The organism is Streptomyces sp. NPDC001070 (genome assembly GCF_053598835.1).
The window spans coordinates 202,422-224,767 of the sequence record NZ_JBSFLB010000012.1; the positions used below are offsets into that span (position 1 = coordinate 202,422).

Sequence of the window (22,346 nt, forward strand, 5' to 3'; positions counted from 1 at the left end):
CACGGACCCGCCCCCGGCCGCTGTGCCGCCGTCCTACGTTCGGCACCTGGGACACGGACGACAAGGAGTAAGCCAGGTGGCCGAATCCGTGCGGGTACCGATCCTCGCTTCGTGGGAGCGCTGTCAGACCGCCGGCCTCGACCCCGAGCGGTTCGACGTCCCGTACACCGACGACGTCGACCCGGCCGGGGCGCTGGTCCGTGCCGCGGGGCCGGTGCTCGACCGGCTCGCCGGTACGCTCTCGGGCTCCCGCACCGCCGTCCTGCTCACCGACGACCGGGGGCTGGTGCTCGACCGCCGGGCCGCCGAGCCGCCGCTGCTGCCCGCCCTCGACCGGGTCGGGCTGGCCCGGGGCTTCAGCTACCACGAGCTCGACGCCGGTACGAACGGGATCGGCACCGCCCTCGCCGCCCGGCAGCCCGTCCGCGTCTCGGGCCAGGAGCACTTCTCCGCCGTCCTGCGCGACTTCACCTGCTTCGGTGTGCCCGTGCGCCACCCCGTCAGCGGCCGGGTGGAGGGCGTCCTCGACCTCACCAGCCTCTACGGCGACGCGCACCCGCTCATGGCGGAACTCGCCCGCGGCTGCGCCCTCGCGATCGAGCAGCGGCTCCTGGAGGAGTGCGGCGAACGTGAACGCGCCCTGCTGCACAGCTGGCTGACCACCGAGCACCGGCCGGCCGGCCCGCCCTCGCTGCGGTTGGACGGCGCGGGGCGCATCCAGTCCGTGGGCCCCCCGGCCGGGCTCACCGGCCGGGACGAGTCGGCGCTCGCCGAGACCGCGGCCGGGCTGATCGCCGCCGGACGGCACGAGGCGCTCGAACTCCCCCTCTCCCACGGCCGAACGGCCCACCTGCTCTGCCGGCCGCTGGCGGGCGGCGCCGTCGTGGAGGTCAGCGTGCCCGAAGTCGCCGACGCCCACGGCGTCACGCCGGGCGCGCCCCGTCGCCGCCCGCTGCTGGTCGGCGAGCCGGGGGTCGGCCGTCTCGCCGTCGCCGCGCGCCGCCGCCTGCAACTGCTCAGCGACGCCGCCCTGCGGATCGGCACCACCCTCGACGTCGTCCGCACCGCCTTCGAACTCGTCGAGGCCGCCGTGCCCCGCTTCGCCGACCACGCGACCGTGGACCTGCTCGAACCGGTGCTGCGCGGCGCCGCCCCGCAGGGCACCGGAGCGGAGTTGCGCCGGGTGGCGGCGAGCGGCTCCGGGCCGGGGCCGGAGGGCTGCGCGAGGCGCCCGGCGGGCGACGGCGAACCCCCGGGTGCGTACGACCCGCACGCCAGGGGCGAACCGATTCGCCTCCCCCCGGACAGCCCCCAGGCCAGAGCGCTGGGCGGCACGACGGCGGTCCGCTACGCGGCCCCCGGCCCCGACGGCGAGCCGCACGCCGTCATCGCCGTACCCCTGCGCGCCCGCGATGCCCTGCTCGGTGTCGCCACCTTCCAGCGCGCCCCGCGGGCCGAGCCGTTCGCCGACGACGACCTCACCCTCGCCCGGGACCTCGCCGCCCGCGCCGCCGTCTGCATCGACAACGCCCGGCTCTTCACCCGCGAGCACCACCTCGCCCTGGAACTGCAGCGCAGCCTGCTCCCGCACGGGGTGCCCGAACAGCTCGCCGTGGACGTCGCCCACCGCTACCTCCCCGCGCGGGGACGGGTCGGCGGCGACTGGTTCGACGTCATCCCGCTCTCCGGGGCCCGGGTCGCGCTCGTCGTCGGCGACGTCGTCGGGCACGGGATCCACGCGGCCGCCGCCATGGGCCGGCTGCGCACGGCCGTGCACAACTTCTCCGCCCTCGACCTGCCGCCGGACGAACTGCTCGGCCGGCTGGACGACCTCGTCGTCCGCCTCGACGACGAGAGCGGCACCGATTCCGGCCTGGCCGGCGCCACCTGCCTCTACGCGGTGTACGACCCGGTCGCGCGCCGCTGCCAGCTCGCCCGCGCCGGCCATCCGCCGCCCGCGCTGCTCGGCCCGGACGGCGAGGTGCGCTTCCCCGACCTGCCCGCGGGACCGCCGCTGGGACTCGGCGGACTCCCCTTCGAGACCGCCGAGTTCGCGGTGCCCGAGGGCAGCGGCCTCGTCCTGTACACCGACGGCCTCATCGAGGGCCGGCACCTCGACCCGGACACCGGGATGCTCCGGCTCGGCCGTGCCCTGGCCGCCGCCCCGCGCGGCTGCCCGCCGGAGGAGGTGTGCGCGTCCGTCGAGTCCGCGCTGCACCCCGTGCCCTCGGCCGACGACGTCGTCCTGCTCGTCGCCCGTACCCGGGCCCTCGACGACCGGCAGGTCGCCTGCTGGGAGGTGCCCGACGACCCCGCGGCCGTCTCCGCGCTCCGCTCGGCCATCACCCGCCGGCTTCAGGCCTGGAACCTGGACGAACTCGCCTTCACCACCGAGCTGATCGCCAGCGAGCTGATCACCAACGCCATCCGCCACGGCGCCGGTCCCGTACAGGCCCGGCTGCTCCGCGACCGGGCGCTGGTCTTCGAGGTCGCCGACGCCAGCGACACCTCACCGCGGCTGCGCCGCGCGGCCACCACCGACGAGGGCGGCCGCGGGATCTTCCTCGTCGCCCAGCTCTGCCGGCGCTGGGGCACCCGCTACACCGAGCAGGGCAAGGTCATCTGGACGGAGCAGCAACTGCCGGTCTGAGTCCGGTGCGTCAGCGGGCGCAGGGGTGGGCGTCGTACGGGGAGGCGTGTGCGGGCGACCGCGTGATGTCGCGTGCAGACAATTCTCTGCAGAGAGTCCTCTGCAACACTAGGCTGCCCGCGTGACCGACGAACCCGAACGCATCCCGGCCGCCGGACCCGCGCGGCGTCTTGACGCCCGCAGCCTGCGAGGGCTGGCCCACCCGCTCCGGATGAGCATCCTGGAGGCGCTGAACCTGGACGGCCCCGCGACGGCCACCGGCCTGTCCCGGCGGCTCGGCGAGAACACCGGCACCGTCAGCTGGCACCTGCGGCACCTGGCCGAACACGGCTACATCGAGGAGGAGACCGGACGCGGCACGAAACGCGAGCGCTGGTGGCGTGCGGTCGCCGACGCGCACCTGCTGAACCCCGCGGAGTTCCACGACGACCCCGGCACCCGGGACGCGCTCGCGGTCTACCTGCGCCGACTGGCACAGCAGTTCTTCACGCGCACCATGACCTACCTCGACGAGGACTGGGACCCCGCGTGGCAGCAGGCCTCCACCCTCTCCGACTGGCGCGACCTGCGGTTGACCCCCGCCGAACTCGCCCGGCTCAACCGGGACCTGATGGCGGTCGTCGCCCGCCACGCCCCCGGCCCGGGCATGGAGCCGTCCCCCGGGGCGCTGCCCGTCATCGTGCAGATCCAGTCGTTCCCCCGCGAAGAGCGGGGCACGGCATGACGGGTCGTGGGCGCGGAGGTCTGCTGCGGCACCACCGCGACTTCCGGCTGCTGTGGTGCGGCGAGACCACCGGCAAGCTCGGCTCGTCCGTCACCGCGGTGGCCATGCCGCTGGCCGCCGTGTCCACGCTGCACGCCGGCACGTTCACGGTCGGCCTGCTGAGCGCCTGCACCTGGCTCCCCTGGCTGGTCGTCGGCCTGCCGGCCGGCGTCTGGGTGGACCGCTTCCGCCGCAGGCCGATCATGCTGGCCGCCGCGGGGGCGTCGCTCGCGCTGTTCACCGCCGTTCCGGTGGCCGGACGGCTGGGAGAGCTCAGCATGGGCCTGCTCCTGGCGGTCACAGTCCTGGCCGGGACGGCCGCGGTGTTCTTCCAGACGGCCTACAGCGCCTACCTGCCCACCCTGCTCGAACCCGCGGACCAGCCCGAGGGCAACGCCAAACTGCAGGGCAGCGCCGCGGCGGCGCAGATCGCCGGCCGGGGGACGGGCGGTCTCCTCGCCCAACTGGTGGGCGCGGTGGATGCGTTGTACGTCAACGCCGCGACCTTCCTGGTCTCGCTGCTGTGCCTGGCCCGCATCGGGCATCGCGAGCCGCGCCCCGGGCCCGCCGCCGGAGCCGCGCGGCGCGCGACGATGACGAGCGACATCCGGGCGGGCCTGCGGCTGGTCGCCGGCGACCGGTGGCTGCGGACGCTGACGCTGTTCGGCGCCGTCTCCAACCTCGCCCTGATGGCCTACCAATCGATCCTGGTGCCCTTCCTGGTGCGGGAGGTCGGCCTGAGCCCGGGCACCGTCGGCGCCATGGTCGCCGCCGCGAGCGCGGGCGGCGTCGCCGGGGCCTTCGTCGTCCACCGGGTCGCCGCGCGGACCGGCACCGCCCGCGCCACCCTCCTCTTCGAACTGGGGCTGGCCGTGCCCGCCCTGCTCATCCCGCTCACCACCCGCGGGGCCGGAGTGCTCCTGTACACGGCCGGGGGCTTCTGCGTATCGGCGGGGGTGGTCGCGGGCAACGTCATCAAGGCGGGCTTCCAGCAGAGTCACTGCCCGCCCCACCTGCTCGGGCGGATCACCGCGGGCACCACGTTCCTGAACTACGGCACGCTTCCCGTCGGCGCGCTGCTGGGTGGCGCGCTGGGCTCCCTCCTCGGGCTGCGCACCGCCCTGTGGATCACCACGGCGGGGGTGCCGCTCGCCGGGCTGGTCCTGCTCCTGTCCCCGCTCCGTACGGTCCGGGACCTGCCGGCGAACGCGCTCCCCGCGGGCGACGCCGCGCCGGTCGGGGCGGGTGCAGCCGGGTGAGCCCGTGCGGGTGGAGCGCGGGAACACGGTGGTTCCAGCTGTGCGCCGGCGCCGGGTTGCCTACGGTGGAACCATGACCACGGCGGCAGACAGCAGCACGAACACGACCACGGACACCTACGACGTCATCGTCATCGGCGGGGGCCCCACCGGGGAGAACGTCGCCGACCGCACCAGGCAGGCCGGGCTGACCACCGTGCTGGTCGAGGCCGAGCTGGTCGGCGGTGAGTGCTCGTACTGGGCGTGCATCCCCAGCAAGGCGCTGCTGCGCCCGCAGGCGGCCCTGGACGCCGCGCGCGCGGTGGCCGGATCGCGGGAGGCGGCCGGCGGACGGCTGGACGCGGCCGCGGTGCTGGCCCGGCGCGACTGGTGGACCGGCAACTGGAAGGACGACGGGCAGGTGGGCTGGCTGGAGTCGGCCGGCATCGACCTCGTCCGCGGTCTCGGCCGGCTCGACGGGCCGCGCCGGGTCGTCGTCGAGACCCCGGACGGCGGCGAGCGCGTTTTGACCGCCCGGCACGCCGTGGCGGTCTGCACCGGCACCCGCGCGCAGCTGCCCGATCTGCCCGGCATCGCCGACGACCACGTCTGGACCAGCCGCGACGCCACCAGCGCCCCCGAGGTGCCGGGCCGGCTGGTGGTCGTAGGCGGCGGAGTCGTCGGCGTGGAGATGGCCACCGCCTGGCGGTCGCTCGGCTCCGAGGTGACCGTGCTGGTCCGCGGCACCAGGCTGCTGCCGCGCTGGGAGCCGTTCGCGGGCGAGCTCGTCGCGGACGGGATGCGCGCCGCCGGGATCGACATCCGCACCGGCGTGTCCGCCACCGAGGTGCGGCGCGAGTCGGATCCCGGGCCGGTCACCCTGGCGCTGTCCGACGGGTCGGAACTCGTCACCGACGAGGTCCTGTTCGCCACCGGCCGCACCCCGCACACCGACGACCTGGGCCTGGAGACCGTCGGCCTCACCCCCGGCTCCTGGCTGGAGGTCGACGACACCTGCCTGGTCAAGGGCATCGACGGCGGCTGGCTGTACTGCGCGGGCGACACCAACCACCGGGCCCTCCTCACGCACCAGGGCAAGTACCAGGGCCGTATCGCCGGCGCCGCCATCGCCGCCCGCGCCAAGGGCGAGCCGCTGGACACCACCCCCTGGGGCGCCCACTCGGCCACCGCCGACAACGTCGCCGTCCCACAGGTCGTCTTCACCGAGCCCGAGGCCGCCGCCGTCGGCATCACCGCCGAGCAGGCCCGGCGGGAGGGACGCCGCGTCAAGGTCGTCGACTACGAGATCGGCAACGTCTCCGGCGCCGGTCTCCACGCCGACGGCTACAAGGGACACGCCCGCGCCGTCGTCGACGTCGACCGGGGTCACCTCGTAGGGGTCACCTTCGTCGGCCCGGCGGTCGGCGAGCTGCTGCACGCCGCCACCATCGCCGTCGCCGGTGAGGTGCCGGTGGAACGGCTCTGGCATGCCGTACCGGCCTTTCCGACGATGAGCGAGGTGTGGCTGCGGCTGCTGGAGACCTACCGGGACGCGCCGGACGGCGACGGGTGACGGACGGAGCGGCCCCGGGCGCCTGCCGATAGGATCGCGCCCTGCTCGTCGAGTCCAGGTCGAGGGGACTGCTCAGGTGGGGATTTTCCGGCGCGGGCCGAAGCGTGACCAGCGGGACACACCCCGCGATCCCGAGTACGCCTTCTTCTCGGTGCACGAGGGAGCGCGCTTCCGGGGCATCGTGCGCGAGTCGTTCGCCGAACTCGGACTGGAGGTCACGGTCTTCGCCGACATGGTGACCGACGACTCCGGCCGTCGCTTCGGGCTGGGCAACCTGGCGGCGCTGTGCCACAACGACCGCCGCGGCCCGCGCGTGTGGCCGCAGCTGTCGCGGGAGCACGTCGGCGCGGTGTTGCGGACCCTCGACGGGCCGTCGCCGCTGGAGACGATGCCCGCCGAGGAGATCCGCGAACGGCTCTACCCGCGCCTGGTCACGCCGGACGCGATCGACCCGGAGACCTTCCGCTACGCCCGGATCGCCGCGCCCGGGCTGCTGGAGGTGCTCGCCCTGGACCTCCCGGAGAGCGTGATGACGCTCGCCGACCACGCCCTGGCCCCGCTGGGCGACGCGCCCGAGCTGCGCGGCCGGGCCCTGCTCAACCTGCGCGACCTGCCCGTGGAGCGGCACGAGGTGGTCCGGCACGCCGATGTGCGCTTCGACGTCCTCGTCGGGGACTCCTTCTTCACCGCCTCCCGGGTGCTGGTCCTGGACGAGCTGGTGGAACGGGTCACCGGGGAGCCGCTGACCGCCGACGGCGCGCTGGTCGCCATGCCGTTCCGGCACCAGCTGGCCTTCCACGCCATCCGCGACAGCGCCGTCATCCCCGCGCTCAACGGCATGGCGGGCTTCGCGGCCGCGGGCCACGAGGACGCCGTGGGCCCCATCAGCCCGTACGTCTACTGGTGGCGGGACGGCATGCTGACGCAGCTCAGCCGGAAGGACGGCGACGGGCTGCTGATCACCGTCGGTGAGGACTTCCAGGACGTCCTCGAACGACTGGTGCCCGACCAGGCGGGCGACGAGAGATGAGCGGCACGGAGCAGGGCGAGACCACCGTCAGACCGCTGATCGGCGCAGGTCCCGCGGGGCCCGCGCCGGAGTACGCGGAGCTGTTCCCCGAGGACCCGCCGGACACGTCGGGCGACACGCGCGAGCTTCCGCCGCTGACGCCCGACCGGGCGCAGGAGCCGCGGCGGCACCCGGACCACGCGCCCCGGGGGACGCGCAGAGCGGCGGCACGCTCCCGCCGGCGTACGCGCACCGTCGTCGCGGTGGCCGGCGCGGCCCTCGGCGTCGGCGTACTGGCCCTGCTCGGGCAGCTGATGACCGGCCCGGGCGAGGCCGATCGTGTGCTGCCCCAGCCCAGTTCCTCGCCGCCGCGGCTCGCGCTGCCCAGCCTCGTGGCGTCCGACGGCACGGCGACCGCGCCCTCGGCGTCCGGGACGGCCCCGTCCTCCCGGGCGGGCGCGAGCGGTGGCGCCTCCCCGTCCGTCTCCGGTTCCGCGTCCGGCGCGGCGGCGAACCCCTCAGCGGGCACGGCGACCGCCTCCGGCGGGGCGGCCACGACCGCGGCCGCCGGTTCCGGCGCGGTGCTCAAGCCCGGATCGCGCGGCCCGGAGGTCGTGGCGCTGCAGCAGCGGCTCGCCCAGGTCCAGCTCTACGACGGCCCCGCCGACGGCAAGTACGACGGCGGCGTCAAATACGCCGTCCAGCGCTACCAGCAGGGTTACGGCGTCACAGGCGACGCCTCCGGCGTCTACGGCCCCGCCACACGCCGTTCGCTGGAGTCGGTCACCTCCGCGCCCTGAGGCAGCAGCGGGTTCGCCAGCGGCAGGTAGCGCGCGGCGGCGCCGTCCGCGCCCGTCCAGCGCAGCAGCAGATTGGTCTTCGCGGGGATGTGCGGGGCGGCCAGCAGCTCCCGTACCGGCGCCGGATCGCCGTGCTCGGCGGCCCAGTCGGCGAGGAACGCCCGGGCCCGCGACCACAGCACGGGGGTGAGCGCGGGGTGGCGTTCGGCGACGGCGCCCGCGATCTCCAGCAGGTTGTTGGTCACGAGGCAGTAGACCAGGCGCTCCCAGCCGTGGGCGGCGTCGACGCCGGGACCGGGGGCGTCCGGCCGCCCGTGGCGGCGGAGCAGTTCGCGGTGCCGGTCCTCGACCAGCTTGACGCCCTCGTGGTCGCGGAAGAGCGCCTGGCCGGGCACTCCGTCCCCGTCCACGGCGACGAGCACGTTCTGCAGGTGGCACTCCAGCACCGCCCCGTGCCGGAAGTACGTGTGCAGGACGGGCGGCACGACCTGCCGCAGGTATGCCTCCCACCAGGCCAGCGCGCCCTCCGCGGTCAGGCCCGGCACGCCGAGCGGGCTGCCCTCGTACCCCTCGGCGACGGCGGCCGCCAGCAGCGGGGTCAGGCCGGGGCGCACGTGCGCGCCGAGGCCGTCGCGGACGAGCACGGCCAGCGCCTCGTACGCGTCCCGGCCGCCGAGACCGGCGGTGCGGTAACCGCGGTCGGAGAGGATGTCCGCCTCGGGGACGGTGCGCAGCACCTCGTCGACCGGCCCGAGCCAGCGCAGGTCGTGCCACCACAGCCGGCGGATGTCGTTGGTGATCCGCACGTCGAGGCTGAACTTGAGGAACAGGTCGGCGTCCGGCAGGTACACCGTTCGCAGGGAAGCGGTCGGCACGGCGGGGACGGCGGTGCGCCCCAGGCGCAGCAGGCGGCCGTCGTGGAACGCGGGGAGGTCGCCCAGCAGGGCGAGCTGCCACGGGTGGGCGGGCAGCACCCGGTACCCCTCGGGCACGTCCGGGTACAGCCGGTCCAGGACCGAGGTGTCGCCCTCCCCGGCCAGCAGGTCCGCGCGGACCGCGAGCAGCGTGAGCGGGAAACTCGTGTGGGCCTCCGCCGCGTAGGGCAGCCAGCTCTCCGGGGGGCCGCCACCGCGGGTCTTGGGGGCGGGGTGGTGGCGGTGACCGGCCACCAGGGCCTGCTCGGAACGCAGATACGGGTCGGCCGGCGGCGGTGCGTGCTCACGGGCCTCCAGCAGGGCGGCGAGCACGTCGCGGCTGTCGGTGATCTCGCCGGGCAGCACGGTGCCGGCGACGCCGGTGCGGGCGGTCAGCTCCGCGGCGGCGACCTCGACGAGCGCCTCCAGCGCGAGCGGCCGCCAGCCGTCCTCCGCCGTGCGGAGCTCGGGGCCGGCGGGATGGCGGCCGGCGCGCACCCGCAGCAGCCGGCCGGTCGCGGGCAGCAGGTGGACCGGCCGGCCGTCCGCGTCGCCCGCCGCCTCGGCCACCTCGCGCAGCAGGCAGTTCAGCAGGGCCGTCGCGGAGATCGCGTCCGCGCGGTCCCAGGCGTCACCCACGATGACCGGTCTCCGCTGGTCGTCCCGCTGGTCGCTGCACGGTCAGCCGCCTCCTGCGTAGGGTAGGGACCCATCATGTACCCGGACTCGGCGGCTGCGACGCGGCGCCCCCTGGAGACGGCGTTCGCCACCGAGCTGGCCACGCTGCGCCCCGGTCTGCGCGACGTGTACGCCGCGGCGCTCCCCGGTGCCCGCGCCGCCGTCCTCGGCCGCCTGTGGCGCGCCCTGCTCCTGGAACCCCTGCCCGGGATCGCCTCGCGCGGCCCGGACCGCGTGCGGTTCCACGACGGCCGGGTGCTCACCGGGCCGCGGCGGCTGCCGCACGACCTGGGCACGCCGAAGGACGACCCGGCCCTGCGCCTGGACGGCCGGCGCCACGACCACCCGGCGGCCCTCGTGGAGGCCCTCGGGCTGCCGGGTTCCGGCCTCCTGCGCGAGGAACTCGACCACAGCGTGGCCTCGCTGGCCCTGTCGCGGGCCGGCGCCGCGGGCGCGGAGGGGAACGGCGTCGAGCCGCTGCCGCTCACGTACTTCGAGCAGAGCGTCGTCGACGGCCACCCCTACCACCCGTGCTGCCGCAGCCGTCCCGGCTTCTCCCTCGCCGAGCAGCTGGCCTACGGCCCCGAGCACCGGCCGGTCGTCGGCCTCGACCTCGTCGCCGTCCCGGCCGCCGGATGCCTGGTCGCGGGAACGTGGCCGGACCGGCTGCGCGAGGGCGACCGGCTGCTGCTGCCCGTCCACCCCTGGCAGACCCGGCACATCCTGCCCGCCCTGGGCCTGCGGCCGTACGCCCGGGCGGCGATCGCCGCACGGCCGCTGATGTCGGTACGCACCCTCGCGCCGCTCGGCGGCGGGCCGCATCTGAAGACGGCGCTCAGCATGCGGATGACCTCGGCCGTCCGCGACATCTCGGCCCGCTCGGTGAACGACAGCGCCGCGCTGTCGGAGCTGCTCGACGAGCTGACGCGGCGGCTCCGCGGCGGCGTGCTCCGCATCACCCGCAACCTCGCGGCGGCCGCCGCGGTCGTCGGCGGCGAGCCCAGCCCCGACCTCGCGGCCCTGCTGCGGGAGTCCCCGTCCGGCTTCGCCGACCCGGCGGCCGGGGAGGCCGTGCTGCCCGTCGCAGCCCTCACCGCCCGCCCCGCCGACGGCGGGCCGCCGCTGCTCCACTCGCTGCTCGCGGCCTCCGGCCCCGGCGCCCCGCAGGACGGCACCGCCTGGCTCACCGCCTTCGCCCGGCTCACGCTCCCGGCCGTACTGCGCCTGCTGTCCTGGGGCGTCGCCCTGGAGGCGCACGGGCAGAACCTCCTGGTCGTCCTCGACCGGCACGCCCGGCCGCTGCGGCTGGTCTACCGCGACCTCGCCGACGTCCGGATCAGCCCGGCCCGGCTCGCCCGGTGCGGCATCACCGCGCCCCCGCTCGGACGCGGCCTCAGCGACGACCCCGCCGTCCTGCACGCCAAGCTCTACGGCTCGCTGGTCGCCACCACCTTCGGCAGCCTCGTCTCCGCCCTCGGCGAGGCGCACCGCCCCACCGAGGCACGGCTGTGGGCGGCGGTGCGGGCGGAGGCCGTCCGGGCGTGTGACGCCCTCCCGGACGGACCGGACACCCGCGTCGACCGCACGGCCCTGCTGTCCGCCCCCGAACTCCCCGTCAAGGCACTGACCCTGATGCGGCTGGAGACCCCGGCGGCGAGCAGCGGCGACCAGTGGGCCCGGCTGCCCAACCCCCTGCTGTGACGGCCGGTTCGGGGCGTGCCGATCCGGGACCGGGCGCTGCCCGGAGCGAGCCGGGCCGCCCGCACGGCCACGTGCCGGGGCCGGTCCGGCGGGGTACGGCACGTGGCCGGGGGGCTCGGGTCCGTGCCCCGGGATCAGTTGTCCGCGGCGCCGAACCCGACCGCCTCGTCGACGGGGCCGCCGCCTCCACGGCCGCCGACGCCGGGGCCCCCGCCCCCGTCATCCCCGGATGACGCCCGCCGCCCGCGCCGCCGCCAGCCACTGCGGGAACTCCTCCATCAGCGCCCCGTACAGCTCGGCGTCCGACGCCGCCGCGGGCTCCTCCCCCGCGGCGTGGAACCCGGCGTTGTCGACCAGCCGCTTGGCGGGCACCGGCAGTTCGTCGAGCTTGCGCAGGAAGTCGAACTCCTTGCCCGCCGGGTCCCCGAAGCCGACGAACTGCCAGAAGACCGGCAGCCCCGCCGCCGAGCACAGCAGCCGCTCCGCGGCCGTGCGCGAGGACGGGCCGCCGTCCGTCTGGAAGATGACGAACGCGGGCCGCGTGGATCCGGACGCCCGGTAGTGGTCGATCACCGCCTGCATCGCCAGGTGGTAGTTGGTCCGTCCCATGTGGCCGTAGCTCTCGTGGAGCGCGTTGATCCGCCCCTCGTAGCCGTCGAGCCCGATCTCGGCGACGCCGTCCACCTCGGTGGAGAAGAAGACCACCGGCACGACCCCGTCGTCGTCGAGGTTCGCCGCGAGGCCGAGAGCCTGCTCGGCCAGGTGCTGCACCGTGCCGTCGCGGTAGTGCCGCCGCATGCTCCCGGAGCGGTCCAGCACCAGGTAGACCGCGGCCCGTTCCCCCGCGACACCGGCCTTCTCCAGCGACACCCGGGCACCCTTGTACAGGTTCACCAGCCCCGGCGCCGCCGCCTGCACCTTCTCCAGATCGATGGCCATTGCGCCCCCGCCCCTCACGTTCGCGTCTCCCTCCCCGATCGTGCCACCTCCGCCCTGCGGGGTCACCCCGTCGGCCGCCGGAGGACGGTCAGGTGACGCTCCACAGGCGGCGGTAGAAGGCGGTCCGCTCAGGGTCGGGTGCGATGCCGTACGCGTCCAGGAGCAGGCCCTCCCAGCCGGGGCCGTAGTTCCACTCGGTGCTCCAGGTGGCGACGGCCAGATCGGCCCAGCGGTCGGCGACCCCGAGGGCGCCCATGTCGACGTGCCCGAGCCAGGCGCCGTCCTCGCCCAGCAGCGTGTTGGGTGCGCAGGGGTCGCCGTGGCACACGACGAGACGCTCGACGGGCGGGGCCGCGGGCAGATCCGCCGGCACCTGCCGGCCCGCCCGCCGGGCGCGTTCGAGACGGGTACCGACCGACCACTCGTACGGGCAGCCGTCCACCGGCAGCCGCTCGTGCAGCGCCCGCAGCCCCGCGCCCAGGGCACGCACAGCGGTGGCGGGATCCGCCGTCCAGCGCGGGCTGACGGCACTCTCCCCGGGCAGCCCGCGGGTGACCAGCCAGGCCCCGTCCCCGTCCGCCCCGTGTTCCAGCACGGGTGGCACGGGTGTGAAGCGGCCCGCCCACTCCAGGCGCTCCGCCTCGGCCGCCAGGTCCGGCCCCGAGCCCGCCGGCGCCCACTTGGCGAACAGCCGGTCCTCCCCCGTGCCGAGCTGGAAGGTCACCCCGCCCGACTCGTTCCGCCACACGGGCAGCAGCGTCCGCCCATCCGCCAGCGCGCCGATCCGCGCGGGCACCAGCACCTCGCCGTCCGGCGGCCCCGAAATCTCCACCGGTGCATGCTGCCCGCGAACGCACCTGGAGGCGAGCCGATTTCACGGACGACCGCTGCGCCGCCCCCCGCCGGATGGCACGCTGTCGGCAATCGCACATGGGGGAGCGCCGACGCGAGGGGCGGGCATGCGACGAGGAACAGTGGGCGCGCTGGGCACCGCGGTGGGGCTCGGACTGCTGAGCGGGTGCAGCCCGGCGAACCTGCCGCTGGTGGCGGCCTGGATGAGCCAGGACGGGAAGCCGGTCGCGAGGGTGCAGCCGTGCAGCGGGGACCACGCCTCGTCCGTGGCACTGCACAGCTGGGAGGAGCGGGAGTCCGGCAGCGCAGCCGCCGCCCCGTCGGGCGGGACACCGGACAGCGGCTGGGACATGTGGTCGTCCGCCCCCATCGGCCGCACGACCTTCGCCCTCTTCTCGCCACCGCCCTCGTGGCACGTGGACACCAACGGCACACAGGCACTGCTGCCCGGCCGCACGTACTACCTGTCGTTCTTCGGCCCCCGCGGCGGGAACGCATACGACGGCTACGTCTACTTCACCGCGGCCGACCTCGCCTCCCTGGGCCCCGGCCGCGTCTGGGCCGACGAGCGCGCCATGACCCGGGACGAATTCACCGAACTCGTCGACGACTCCTGCTGACGGCGACGGCACGCCACGAGACGTCACGACACGACACGGCCCCGGTGGGTGATCCGCCGGGGGCGCGGGCCGCCGCACCCGTGGCCTGCGGGTGCGGCGCCCCTTTCCCGATCCGCGGTCCTGCCGTCCGGTCAGCGGACCCGGATGAAGACCACGTCGTATCCCTGGTTCGTACCGCGGTTCTTGACGTACACGCCGTCCTTGCCGCCGTTGGGGTTGCCGGTGTTCCCCTCGACGGTGGTGAAGGAGGAGCCGCCGCTCACCGTTCTGACGATGCCGATGTGCTCCTGCCCGTCGTTGAAGTTGCTGCCGCCGTTCCAGTCGAAGGCCACGATGTCGCCGGGCTGCGGATTGGCCGTGACCGAGAGGTGGTAGTTGCCGGCCCGAGCCTGCTTGACCCAGCCCGAGACATAGCTGTTGCGGTAGGAGGTGGCCCCGGTCTGCCTGGCCACCCAGCTCACGAAGGTGGCGCACCAGGCGTAGTTGTTGGTGGACAGGGAGAGCCCCACGGCCGCCCCGTAGCTGTTCGCCCGGGCGCTGCCCTCGACCGTGCCCACCTCGGCCGCCGCCACGTCGAGGATCTTGGCGTACCCGCCGCCGGGCGGCGGCGAGGAGGGCGGGGTGACCGCGCCGTACAGGGCGGCCTTGGTGTTCGGGCCCACCTGCCCGTCCACCGAGAGCCCCTTCTCGGCCTGGAAGTCCCGCACCGCGCTGTCGGTCAGCGGCCCGAAGTCGCCGTCGACGGCGAGATCGGCGCCGTGGTGGTTGAGCAGGCTCTGCAGCTCGGTGACACAGCCGCCGCGCTGGCCCTTCACGATGTTCGCCGGGCAGGACGAGGAGTTCAGGTTGATCGGCGCCGGGGCGCCGTTGCCGCCGCCACCGCCGATGTTGGAGTACAGGGCGGCCTTGGTGTTCGGCCCGACCTCGCCGTCGACCGACAGGCCGTGCGCGGACTGGAACGACCGCACGGCCGCCAGGGTCAGGGGCCCGAACTCGCCGTCGACGGCGAGGTGCTGGCCCTTGCCGTTGAGCAGGGCCTGCAGCGTCGCGACGCAACCTCCGGTCTGCCCCTCCACGATCACCGACGGGCAGGACGACGACCGCAGGTCGAGACCGGTGGACGGCGACTCGTCGGTGTCGTAGAGCTCCCGCTTGGTGTTCGGCCCCACCTGGCCGTCGACGGACAGGCCGTTCGCGGACTGGAAGCTGCGGACCGCGTTGTACGTCTCCGGCCCGAAGTCGCCGTCCACGGTCACCGCGTAACCGAAGTGCCGGAGCAGCCGCTGGAGTTCGGTGACGCATCCGCCCTTGTTGCCCTGGACGATGTTCGCCGGGCACGAGGAGGATGTCAGGTTGATCGGTGCGGGTGCCGTGCCCCCGGTCGCGTACAGCTTGCTCTTGGTCTCGGGGCCCACCAGGCCGTCCACGGCGATCGCGGTGGCGGACTGGTACTGGCGTACCGCGTGGAGCGTGTTCGGCCCGAACTCGCCGTCCACCGCCAGACCGGCGCCGTGGGCGTTGAGCAGGTTCTGCAGCTCGGTGACGCAGCCGCCCACCTGGCCCTGCTGGATCACGTTGGGGCAGGACGAGGAGGTCAGCTTGATCGGCGCGGGCGCCGCCATCGCCGGGCCGGCACCGAACAAGGTGGCCGCCGCCAGGATCACCGCGGCCGCCGCGAGCCCCGCGAACCGGGCGCGCCGGCCGGGTCTCGCACCCGTGGCCGCTCGCGTCAGGCCGGGCGTCCCGTCGGCGGTATCAACTAATGCACCACTCATGACTGCGCTATGTCTCCTTCTCCGGATCAGGGTTCGCCGGCCGGACCGATCGACCGACCGGAGCCACACACAGTGCTGGGCCTCGTCGTACGCGGAAGGTGCCGCACGCCCGGAAAGACGCTTGCCGCGACCCGGGATCCGGTGGGTCGCCGAGGGCGCCGACGACGTTGCCCGGACATCGGGCTGTCACACCGCGCACGACGGTGACAGCTGGTGCCCCTGCGCACAATGCCGTGCGGCACAACTGACCGGATTCCGCTGTCGCGGTCAGGCGGATGCCCGCGCCGGGGCCGTTACCGCCGCGGGGCGTCGGGACACGAGCCGTCCGACTGCGTCATCGACCATCCGTCCCCGCGCACATGGACGCTCGTGCGCGCGAGGGAGCGTCGCGCGGTGGCGGGAGGGGCCGCGGAGGCGCCGTCCCCGTTCGGGTCCGCGGGCAGCGCGGCGAACGGCGGAGTCACCTGGGCCACCGTGCACGCCAACTGGAGCATGGCCAGGTGGCTGAGGGGAGGGACGTCCTCGGGGAGCTGGACGGAGACGGTGTTGCCGTCGCCGACCGTCACCTCCGGCGCGCCCTTCAGACGGGGCAGCTCCGTGGTGGCCGTCGCGGCCTCGCCCGTGGTCGGTCCGCCGAACAGCAGGCGCACGACGGCCGCGAAGTCAGCGGGGTCGCCGGTCTTGCGGAGATAAGGCCTCAGATCACCGTCGTGCAGGAAATAGAGGGGGACGGCGGCGGGCACCGCGGACTCCGGAACGGGCGAGAACACACCGCTGGCCGGTTCGCCGGCCTGGATGACGCCGGACGAAGGGACTCCGCACGCCGACAGCGTGAGCGCGGCGGCGATCCCGGCCAGCAGCGCCGGTACGCGCGTGCCCTTCACCGGGCACCCGCGGCGCAGTCGTCGGCGGCCGCGCCGTCGGCGGAGTCGCGGTGCAGAGGCAGTTCGACCGTGAACGCCGTGCCGCCGCCGGACAGGTTCGCCGCGCTGACGCGTCCTCCGTGCAGGCGCACGTTCTCCGCCGTGATGGCCAGGCCCAGCCCGCTGCTCTCGCTTCTGGCCCGCGAAGTGCTCGCCTTGTAGAAGCGCTCGAAGATGTGCGGCATGGCCTCCTCGGCGATCCCCGCTCCGTTGTCGGTCACCTCGATGACGACCCACGCCACGTCCGCTCGCTCCTCTCTCACGCTCATGGTCAGCCGCACCGGCGGCGCCCCGTGCCGCAGCGCGTTGCCCACCAGATTGGCCATCACCACGTCGAGCCGGCGCGGATCCACGCGCGTCCGGAGTACGCCCGGTCGGGGGACGTGGGTCTCCACTCGGCCCTGCCAGCCCCGAGCGGCGAGGGTGTGCTGTACGAATTCGGCCAGGTCGATCTCGTCCAGGCTGAGTTCGGCCGCGCCCGCGTCGAAGCGGGAGATCTCCATCAGGTCGTTCACCAGCCCGCTCAGCCGACCGGTTCCCTCGCTGATGAGCCGCAACGCCTCGCCGGTGTCCCGGTTCACGTGCAGCGCGTTCGCGTCCAGTACGTCGGTGACCGCCGACATCGCGGCCAGAGGCGTCCGCAGTTCGTGGGAGACGTCCGCGACGAAGCGCCGCGCCTGGGCCTCCAGGCGCCGCAGCTCCGCGACCGACCGCTCCAGGGCGGCCGCCGTGTCGTTGAAGGACTGCGAGAGGTCGGCCAGTTCGTCGGAACCGTTGACGGCCAGCCGGACGTCGAGGTGCCCCTCGGCCATCCGGCGCGTCGCCCGGCGCAACGCCCGCACGGGACGGAGCACGCCGCGCGCGGCCAGCAGTGCCAGCACGACCGCGAGGCCCAGTGCCACCAGGGTGGCGTGTTCGATGGCGCTGACCATCGTCTCGACGTAGGCCTGTTCGGTGTCCTGTGGCACCACCAGGTACATCACGAGCCCCGAGAGCCTGGACTCCGTACCCTCACCGCTGTTGTACGTGACCGGCATTCCGACGACGAGGTAGGGATGCCCATCGGCCTTCACCCGCTGGAACACCGCGGCGCGTTTGGTTTCCACTGACCGGCGCAGTTCCGGGCTGAGCTTGTCGAAGTCGGCACTCGGCGCCCAGGCGCGCAGGCCGCCGTACGTGGCCAGTACCCGCCGCCCTGGCGACTGGTTGGCCTCGAGTACCTGGTGCACCGCCCTCTGCAGGGCCTTCTGCACATGCGCCTGGCTCGGCGCCGGGGGAATGTAGACGGACATGGCGTCGACGCTGGCCCGGAACTGCCGGATGACGGAGTCCTGGCTCTGCTGCAGCACCCCCGTGCGCGCCTCCCGGAAGGCGACGGCTCCGGTGCTCAGGGCTCCGGCCATGGCCACCAGGACGAAGGCCACCACCAGGCGGGGCCGCAGACCCCGCAGCGGAAGCGGGACCTTCGCCAGGACCGCCCGATAAAACCGCGCCGGCCCGGGGCCCTGCCCGGCTGCGACGGCCTTGCGCTTGCGTACGTGCTTGCGTGCCCGTACGGATCGCTGGCCGCTCACGGGGAACCGAAGCGGTAGCCGAAGCCGCGTACGGTCTGGATGTACCGGGGATCCCCGCCCAGCTCACCGAGCTTGCCGCGCAGTCGCTTCACGCAGGCGTCCACGAGCCGTATGTCCCCGTAGTAGCTGTGCTCCCAGACCGCCTCGAGCAGCTGCTGGCGGCTGAAGACCTGTCCGGGCGAGGCCGACAGGGTCAGCAGCAGCCGGAGCTCGGAGGGGGCGAGCGCGACGGGTGCACCGCGGTGTGTCACCACGAGCCCGGCCCGGTCGATGACCAGCTCGCCGTGCGACTCCGCCCTGGGCCGGACGGCATCGGAGACCGACGCGTCCTGCCTGCGCAGTACGGCCCGTATTCGCGCGTCGAGCACCCGGGCCTGCACGGGCTTGACCACGTAGTCGTCGGCGCCGGCCTCCAGCCCCACGACCACGTCGATGTCGTCCCCCTTGGCCGTCACCATGATGATCGGCACCTGGTCGCGGTCCCTGATCCGCCGGCATACGTCGAGGCCGGAGATACCGGGCAGCATGAGATCGAGCACGACGACGTCCGGACGGAAGGGACCGAGCTGTTCCAATCCCTCTTCGCCGGTTCCGGCGGCGAAGACGTCATGGCCCTGGTGTCGCAGACCCAGCTGGACGGCCTTACGGACATCTGGGTCGTCTTCGACAATAAGGACTCGCGGCACGCCGACAGTCTAAGCAGATCGCGACCGGCGACCGTCCCGGGAAAGGGCCGCCCCAGGGAGCTGTTACAGAAGGGTCACACCCGGGGGTGCGCGGGCGGTTTCCGGTCGCCGGGACCGCCGGAAGACCACTCGTTACCGTTCCGTTATCACTCGCGCTCATGGCGATCATCTGAAATGACCAGTTTGAGCTGCCATGTATTCGGCACGACAGCGGGAATTCGCACCGCCCACCGGCAGCGCCGCGGCCCCCCACCACGACGGCCGTCGGCACCGGTCATCCCACCGCGGCGGACGCCACCGGTCCTCCCGCCTCCGGAGCGGCCCGCGCCGCCGGGGCCGGGGCTATCTCGTCGGCACCCTGGCGGTCGCCGGCCTGCTCGGCTCCGGTGTGTTCTTCCTGGGCGGCGCGCGCAGCGACGCTTCGAGCGGTTCGCCGCACCCTCGGAGCGTGGTGCACACCACCCCCACGCCCACTCCGACACCCACGCCCACCCCCACTCCGACCCCGACCCCGACCCCGACCCCGACGCCGACCCCGACCAAGATCGACGTTCCCGCGACGGGTGCCGGCACGTTCGTCACCGCGCGGGCCGGCGGCGAGAAGGTGGGCCGCGGTCCGTCACCGCTCCGCTACGTGGTGCAGGTCGAGGTCGGCCTCGACATCTCGCCGGCCCAAGCGGCGAACGAGATCGCCGACATACTCGCCGCCCCCCGAGGCTGGACCCACAACCCGGCCTACGCGTTCCAGTTGGTGAGCGCGGGACAGCCCCACGACCTCACGGTGAGGATCGCGACACCGGGGACGGCGGACGCCCTGTGCTGGGCGGGCATCCACCAGAACACCGAAGGCGAGTACAACTGCGAGGTTTCCGATGGCGTGGTGGTGAACCTCAAGCGCTGGGTCGAGGGCTCGCCCACGTTCGACGGCCCGATCCACGACTACCGGGCGCTGATCATCAACCACGAGATGGGGCACTTCCTGAACTACGGGCACACCACCTGTGCGGGGCCCGGGCAACTGGCCCCCGTGATGATGCAGCAGATCAAGGGCCTGCACGGATGCATCGCCAACGCCTGGCCCTACGACAGGAACGGTCACTTCGTCACCGGGCCGCACGTGCAGTGAGCCGGCGACGGCCGGCCCTCCCGGCGGTTGCGGAAAACAGCTTGAACGGACTGTGACCACCTGGTGGTCCACGCCGGGCCCCAACCGGCTGTTACAGCCTGGTCATCATCCGGGCCAGCGGCCATCACCTACGGACGCCAATCTCGAACGCAGTCACGGCGCCCCGTGGTCGTGAAGGCCATCAGACGCTCACAGTGCCGTGTCCCCGGTGCGCCGGTGCAGTCGGCGTGGGCAGAGCCCACGACGCCCGCGATTCCGCGGATCGCCCTCTCCGATCGACACGATGGAACGATGTGACTCCCATACTCAGGATGCGTACGGTCCGACCTGTTGCTGCCGCGGCCGTAGCCGGTGTGCTGGCGCTCGCCGGGTGCTCCCAGAACGACAAGGACCCCGCCGCACCCCGGACCGCCCCCTCCGCCGGCACCGCGGCGTCGTCGGCGGCCGCAAACGGCGAGCTGGCGATTCCTCCGGGCGCCGACGCGACAGCCAGGCAGGAGTACGCGTATCAGAACGCCCTCGCCTCCTGCATGCGGGCGAAGGGCTTCACCTACACCGCGCACGTCACGGACTACAAGGCCATGGACTCCGGGCCCGACGGCGAGGATTACGACCTGGCGAAGAAGTTCCGGGAGAAGTACGGGTTCGGCAAATACGCCGCGGCCGTCTACCCGAACGACGCCAACGCCCCCGGCACGGATGCCTTCTCACAGAGGTTCGCGTCGAATCCCGATGAGGCGTATCTGAACGCGCTCCCCCCGGCCCAGCGGAAGGCCTACGACCAGGCGATGGGCGACGTGAGGCTTGTGAAGGGCGAGAAGCAGCAAACCCCGGGATGCCAGAAGGACGCACATCTGAAGGCCTACGGGCCGACGAAGTCCAAGGCCGAACTCGCCCGTGAAGGGGACGCGTTCGCGGCCCGGGACCGCGAGGCGAAGCAGGCCCTCGACGGGGACCCGCAGCTGATCTCACTGGCGCAGGAGTTCGCGTCCTGCCTTCGCGGCGAGGGGATCGCTGTCACCACCACGCAGCCGACCTCCATCGGGGACATGGTGAAGTACCAGGTAATGCAGACTCCGGTGGGCGGCATGCAGAACATGGACCAGGAGACCGCCAGGGCCAAGCTCACCCAGGAGATCAGTACCGCCCTGAAGGACCTGGAATGCGGCAAGAAGTTCCGGGCCGCGTACTTCCCCAAGCTGGCCAAGCACCCCTACGCCGGAGGGGTCGGATGAGCCGCCTCCGCAGCGGTCCGGCGCGCCGCAGCAGGCAGGTCTCAATGATCGTCGGCGTGGTGGCCGCAGTCGGCGTGGGCGGCTGGCTCACCGGTATGCAGATGCAGTCGCCCGCCGACGCCGCCGCCGCGCACCAGCCGCCGAAGGCCGGACCGGTGACGGTCGCGGTGGCGCGGCAGAAGCTGACCGCGACCGTGGTCGCCCAGGGGCAGGTGGAGTTCGGGGCACCGCAGGGGATCTCGCTGTCAGGGCCCGTGGGCTCCTCCGGGGACGACGCGACCGGCCAACGGGTCACCAAAATGCCGGCCAAGGAGCAGACCCTCACCGAAGGCAGCGTCCTGATGCAGGTCAGCGGCCGTCCGGTGTTCGTGCTGCGCGGCTCGGTGCCGATGTACCGCGCCCTCGGGCCGGGCAGTTCGGGCGACGACGTCCGGCAGCTGCAGAGCGCCTTGCGCAGGCTCGGCCACGACCCGGGGGCCGTCAGCGGGAACTACCGGCAGGGCACGGCGGCTGCGGTGGAGCGCTGGTACGAGAGCAAGGGTTACGAGCCACAGCGCCCCAGCGTCGCCGACCGGCAGCAGCTCGCCGCCCTGGAGGCGGCGGTGTCGTCGGCCCAGCTGGCGCTCCTCGACCTGCAAACGGGCGGGGGCGGCGGCACGGACGGCGGCACGACGACCGCATCAGGGTCGGGCGAGGCCGCGGACCTCCGGCTGCGCGCCGCGCGACAGCAGCTGAACCAGGCCAATGCGGCGCTGGACGCGTTCAGGGCCGCGTACGGCACCAAGGTCCCGGCGGGCGAGCTGGTCTTTCTGCCCAAGCTGCCGGTGCGGGTGGACAAGGTCAAGGTGCACCTCGGCGACGCCCTGGACGGCGAGGTGGTCACCGTGACCAGCTCCGACGTGGTGGTGCAGGCCGTGGTGCCCGGAACGGACGGCGCCGCACTGCGCGAGGGCATGCAGGCGCGGATCGAGACCGCGGACGGCCGCAGGGTCCGCGGTGTCGTGTCACAGATCGGCGGCGCGGGTGCCGCCGAGCAGGGCGGCGACAAGGCCGGCGCCGGAACGGGTGACGGCGGGAAGACCGGCATGGACGGGGCGTCCGACACCGGCGCGGACCCGGCCGATCCGTCGGCACCGGTGCCGTTGGTGATATCCGTACCCGACCCCGGGCCGCTGAGAAACCTGTCGGGTGGCATCGCCAAGGTGACCATCGAGGTGGGCGCCTCGAAGGGATCCGTGCTGGTGGTGCCCGTGGCGGCGGTGCGCACCAGCGCCGACGGCAAGGCCCGGG

The 22,346-nt window shown here is 74.0% G+C and carries 18 protein-coding genes; 11 read left to right on the top strand and 7 right to left on the bottom strand.

Annotated features, from left to right (window positions below; all coding sequences use genetic code 11):
- The first annotated feature begins 76 nt into the window (after window positions 1–76).
- The 6 genes from ACWDAS_RS17270 (at window position 77) to ACWDAS_RS17295 (ending at window position 8,033) form a co-directional block, all read left to right on the top strand.
- A complete protein-coding gene (locus ACWDAS_RS17270) occupies window positions 77–2,650 on the top strand; it encodes a SpoIIE family protein phosphatase (RefSeq protein WP_450391110.1) in 2,574 nt (857 codons plus the stop codon).
- A gap of 121 nt (window positions 2,651–2,771) precedes the next feature.
- Entirely contained in the window at window positions 2,772–3,374 is a 603-nt protein-coding gene (locus ACWDAS_RS17275; protein ID WP_450391113.1) for a helix-turn-helix domain-containing protein, read from the top strand.
- Window positions 3,371–4,672 (top strand): MFS transporter, encoded by a 1,302-nt coding sequence (locus ACWDAS_RS17280; protein WP_450391115.1) that lies wholly within the window; start codon window positions 3,371–3,373, stop codon window positions 4,670–4,672. Before ACWDAS_RS17275 ends, ACWDAS_RS17280 begins: the two co-directional genes overlap by 4 nt.
- Before the next feature lie 73 nt (window positions 4,673–4,745).
- The gene (locus ACWDAS_RS17285) at window positions 4,746–6,224 is read left to right on the top strand and encodes a dihydrolipoyl dehydrogenase family protein (protein WP_450391118.1); all 1,479 of its coding nucleotides are present in this window, start codon (window positions 4,746–4,748) and stop codon (window positions 6,222–6,224) included.
- Between the two features lie 76 nt (window positions 6,225–6,300).
- Complete coding sequence (locus ACWDAS_RS17290) at window positions 6,301–7,254, top strand: hypothetical protein (RefSeq protein WP_450391121.1); 954 nt, start codon at window positions 6,301–6,303, stop codon at window positions 7,252–7,254.
- Window positions 7,251–8,033 carry a peptidoglycan-binding domain-containing protein gene (locus ACWDAS_RS17295; RefSeq protein ID WP_450391124.1) on the top strand — a complete coding sequence of 261 codons (783 nt, stop codon included), beginning with the start codon at window positions 7,251–7,253 and terminating at the stop codon, window positions 8,031–8,033. The genes ACWDAS_RS17290 and ACWDAS_RS17295 overlap by 4 nt, the downstream gene beginning before the upstream one ends.
- Here the strand turns inward: ACWDAS_RS17295 and ACWDAS_RS17300 are convergent.
- On the bottom strand, window positions 7,982–9,586 hold the full coding sequence (locus ACWDAS_RS17300; protein ID WP_450391126.1) for an IucA/IucC family protein: 1,605 nt from the start codon (window positions 9,584–9,586) through the stop codon (window positions 7,982–7,984). The two genes, ACWDAS_RS17295 and ACWDAS_RS17300, sit on opposite strands and share 52 nt — an antisense overlap.
- Before the next feature lie 75 nt (window positions 9,587–9,661).
- Between ACWDAS_RS17300 and ACWDAS_RS17305 the strand changes: the two genes are divergently transcribed.
- A complete protein-coding gene (locus ACWDAS_RS17305; RefSeq protein WP_450391129.1) occupies window positions 9,662–11,326 on the top strand; it encodes an IucA/IucC family protein in 1,665 nt (554 codons plus the stop codon).
- A 219-nt stretch (window positions 11,327–11,545) separates the two neighbouring features.
- Here ACWDAS_RS17305 and ACWDAS_RS17310 read toward each other — a convergent pair whose 3' ends face one another.
- Together ACWDAS_RS17310 and ACWDAS_RS17315 are read right to left on the bottom strand one after the other, a co-directional pair.
- On the bottom strand, window positions 11,546–12,265 hold the full coding sequence (locus ACWDAS_RS17310) for a vWA domain-containing protein (protein ID WP_450391132.1): 720 nt from the start codon (window positions 12,263–12,265) through the stop codon (window positions 11,546–11,548).
- A gap of 88 nt (window positions 12,266–12,353) precedes the next feature.
- Window positions 12,354–13,097, bottom strand: a complete 744-nt coding sequence (locus ACWDAS_RS17315; RefSeq protein ID WP_450391135.1) for a phosphotransferase — start codon at window positions 13,095–13,097, stop codon at window positions 12,354–12,356.
- Between the two features lie 127 nt (window positions 13,098–13,224).
- Here ACWDAS_RS17315 and ACWDAS_RS17320 point away from each other — a divergent pair, with 127 nt between their 5' ends.
- A complete protein-coding gene (locus tag ACWDAS_RS17320) occupies window positions 13,225–13,737 on the top strand; it encodes a hypothetical protein (RefSeq protein ID WP_450391138.1) in 513 nt (170 codons plus the stop codon).
- Between the two features lie 131 nt (window positions 13,738–13,868).
- Here the strand turns inward: ACWDAS_RS17320 and ACWDAS_RS17325 are convergent, their stop codons facing one another.
- The 4 genes from ACWDAS_RS17325 to ACWDAS_RS17340 all read right to left on the bottom strand — a co-directional run bounded on the left by ACWDAS_RS17325 (window position 13,869) and on the right by ACWDAS_RS17340 (window position 18,695).
- The gene (locus tag ACWDAS_RS17325) at window positions 13,869–15,512 is read right to left on the bottom strand and encodes a peptidoglycan-binding protein (protein ID WP_450391140.1); all 1,644 of its coding nucleotides are present in this window, start codon (window positions 15,510–15,512) and stop codon (window positions 13,869–13,871) included.
- A 293-nt stretch (window positions 15,513–15,805) separates the two neighbouring features.
- Window positions 15,806–16,396, bottom strand: coding sequence for a hypothetical protein (locus ACWDAS_RS17330; RefSeq protein WP_450391143.1), 591 nt, complete (start codon window positions 16,394–16,396; stop codon window positions 15,806–15,808).
- Entirely contained in the window at window positions 16,393–18,009 is a 1,617-nt protein-coding gene (locus ACWDAS_RS17335; RefSeq protein WP_450391146.1) for an ATP-binding protein, read from the bottom strand. The genes ACWDAS_RS17330 and ACWDAS_RS17335 overlap by 4 nt, the downstream gene beginning before the upstream one ends.
- The gene (locus ACWDAS_RS17340; protein WP_450391149.1) at window positions 18,006–18,695 is read right to left on the bottom strand and encodes a response regulator; all 690 of its coding nucleotides are present in this window, start codon (window positions 18,693–18,695) and stop codon (window positions 18,006–18,008) included. Before ACWDAS_RS17340 ends, ACWDAS_RS17335 begins: the two co-directional genes overlap by 4 nt.
- 448 nt (window positions 18,696–19,143) lie before the next feature.
- Between ACWDAS_RS17340 and ACWDAS_RS17345 the strand changes: the two genes are divergently transcribed.
- From ACWDAS_RS17345 to ACWDAS_RS17355, 3 genes are all read left to right on the top strand, one after another.
- Entirely contained in the window at window positions 19,144–19,821 is a 678-nt protein-coding gene (locus tag ACWDAS_RS17345) for a DUF3152 domain-containing protein (RefSeq protein WP_450391152.1), read from the top strand.
- A 311-nt stretch (window positions 19,822–20,132) separates the two neighbouring features.
- The gene (locus ACWDAS_RS17350; RefSeq protein ID WP_450391155.1) at window positions 20,133–21,056 is read left to right on the top strand and encodes a hypothetical protein; all 924 of its coding nucleotides are present in this window, start codon (window positions 20,133–20,135) and stop codon (window positions 21,054–21,056) included.
- Window positions 21,053–22,346, top strand: a 1,294-nt coding sequence (locus ACWDAS_RS17355) for a peptidoglycan-binding protein (RefSeq protein WP_450391157.1), incomplete at its 3' end; no start/stop codon positions are given. The genes ACWDAS_RS17350 and ACWDAS_RS17355, both read left to right, overlap by 4 nt.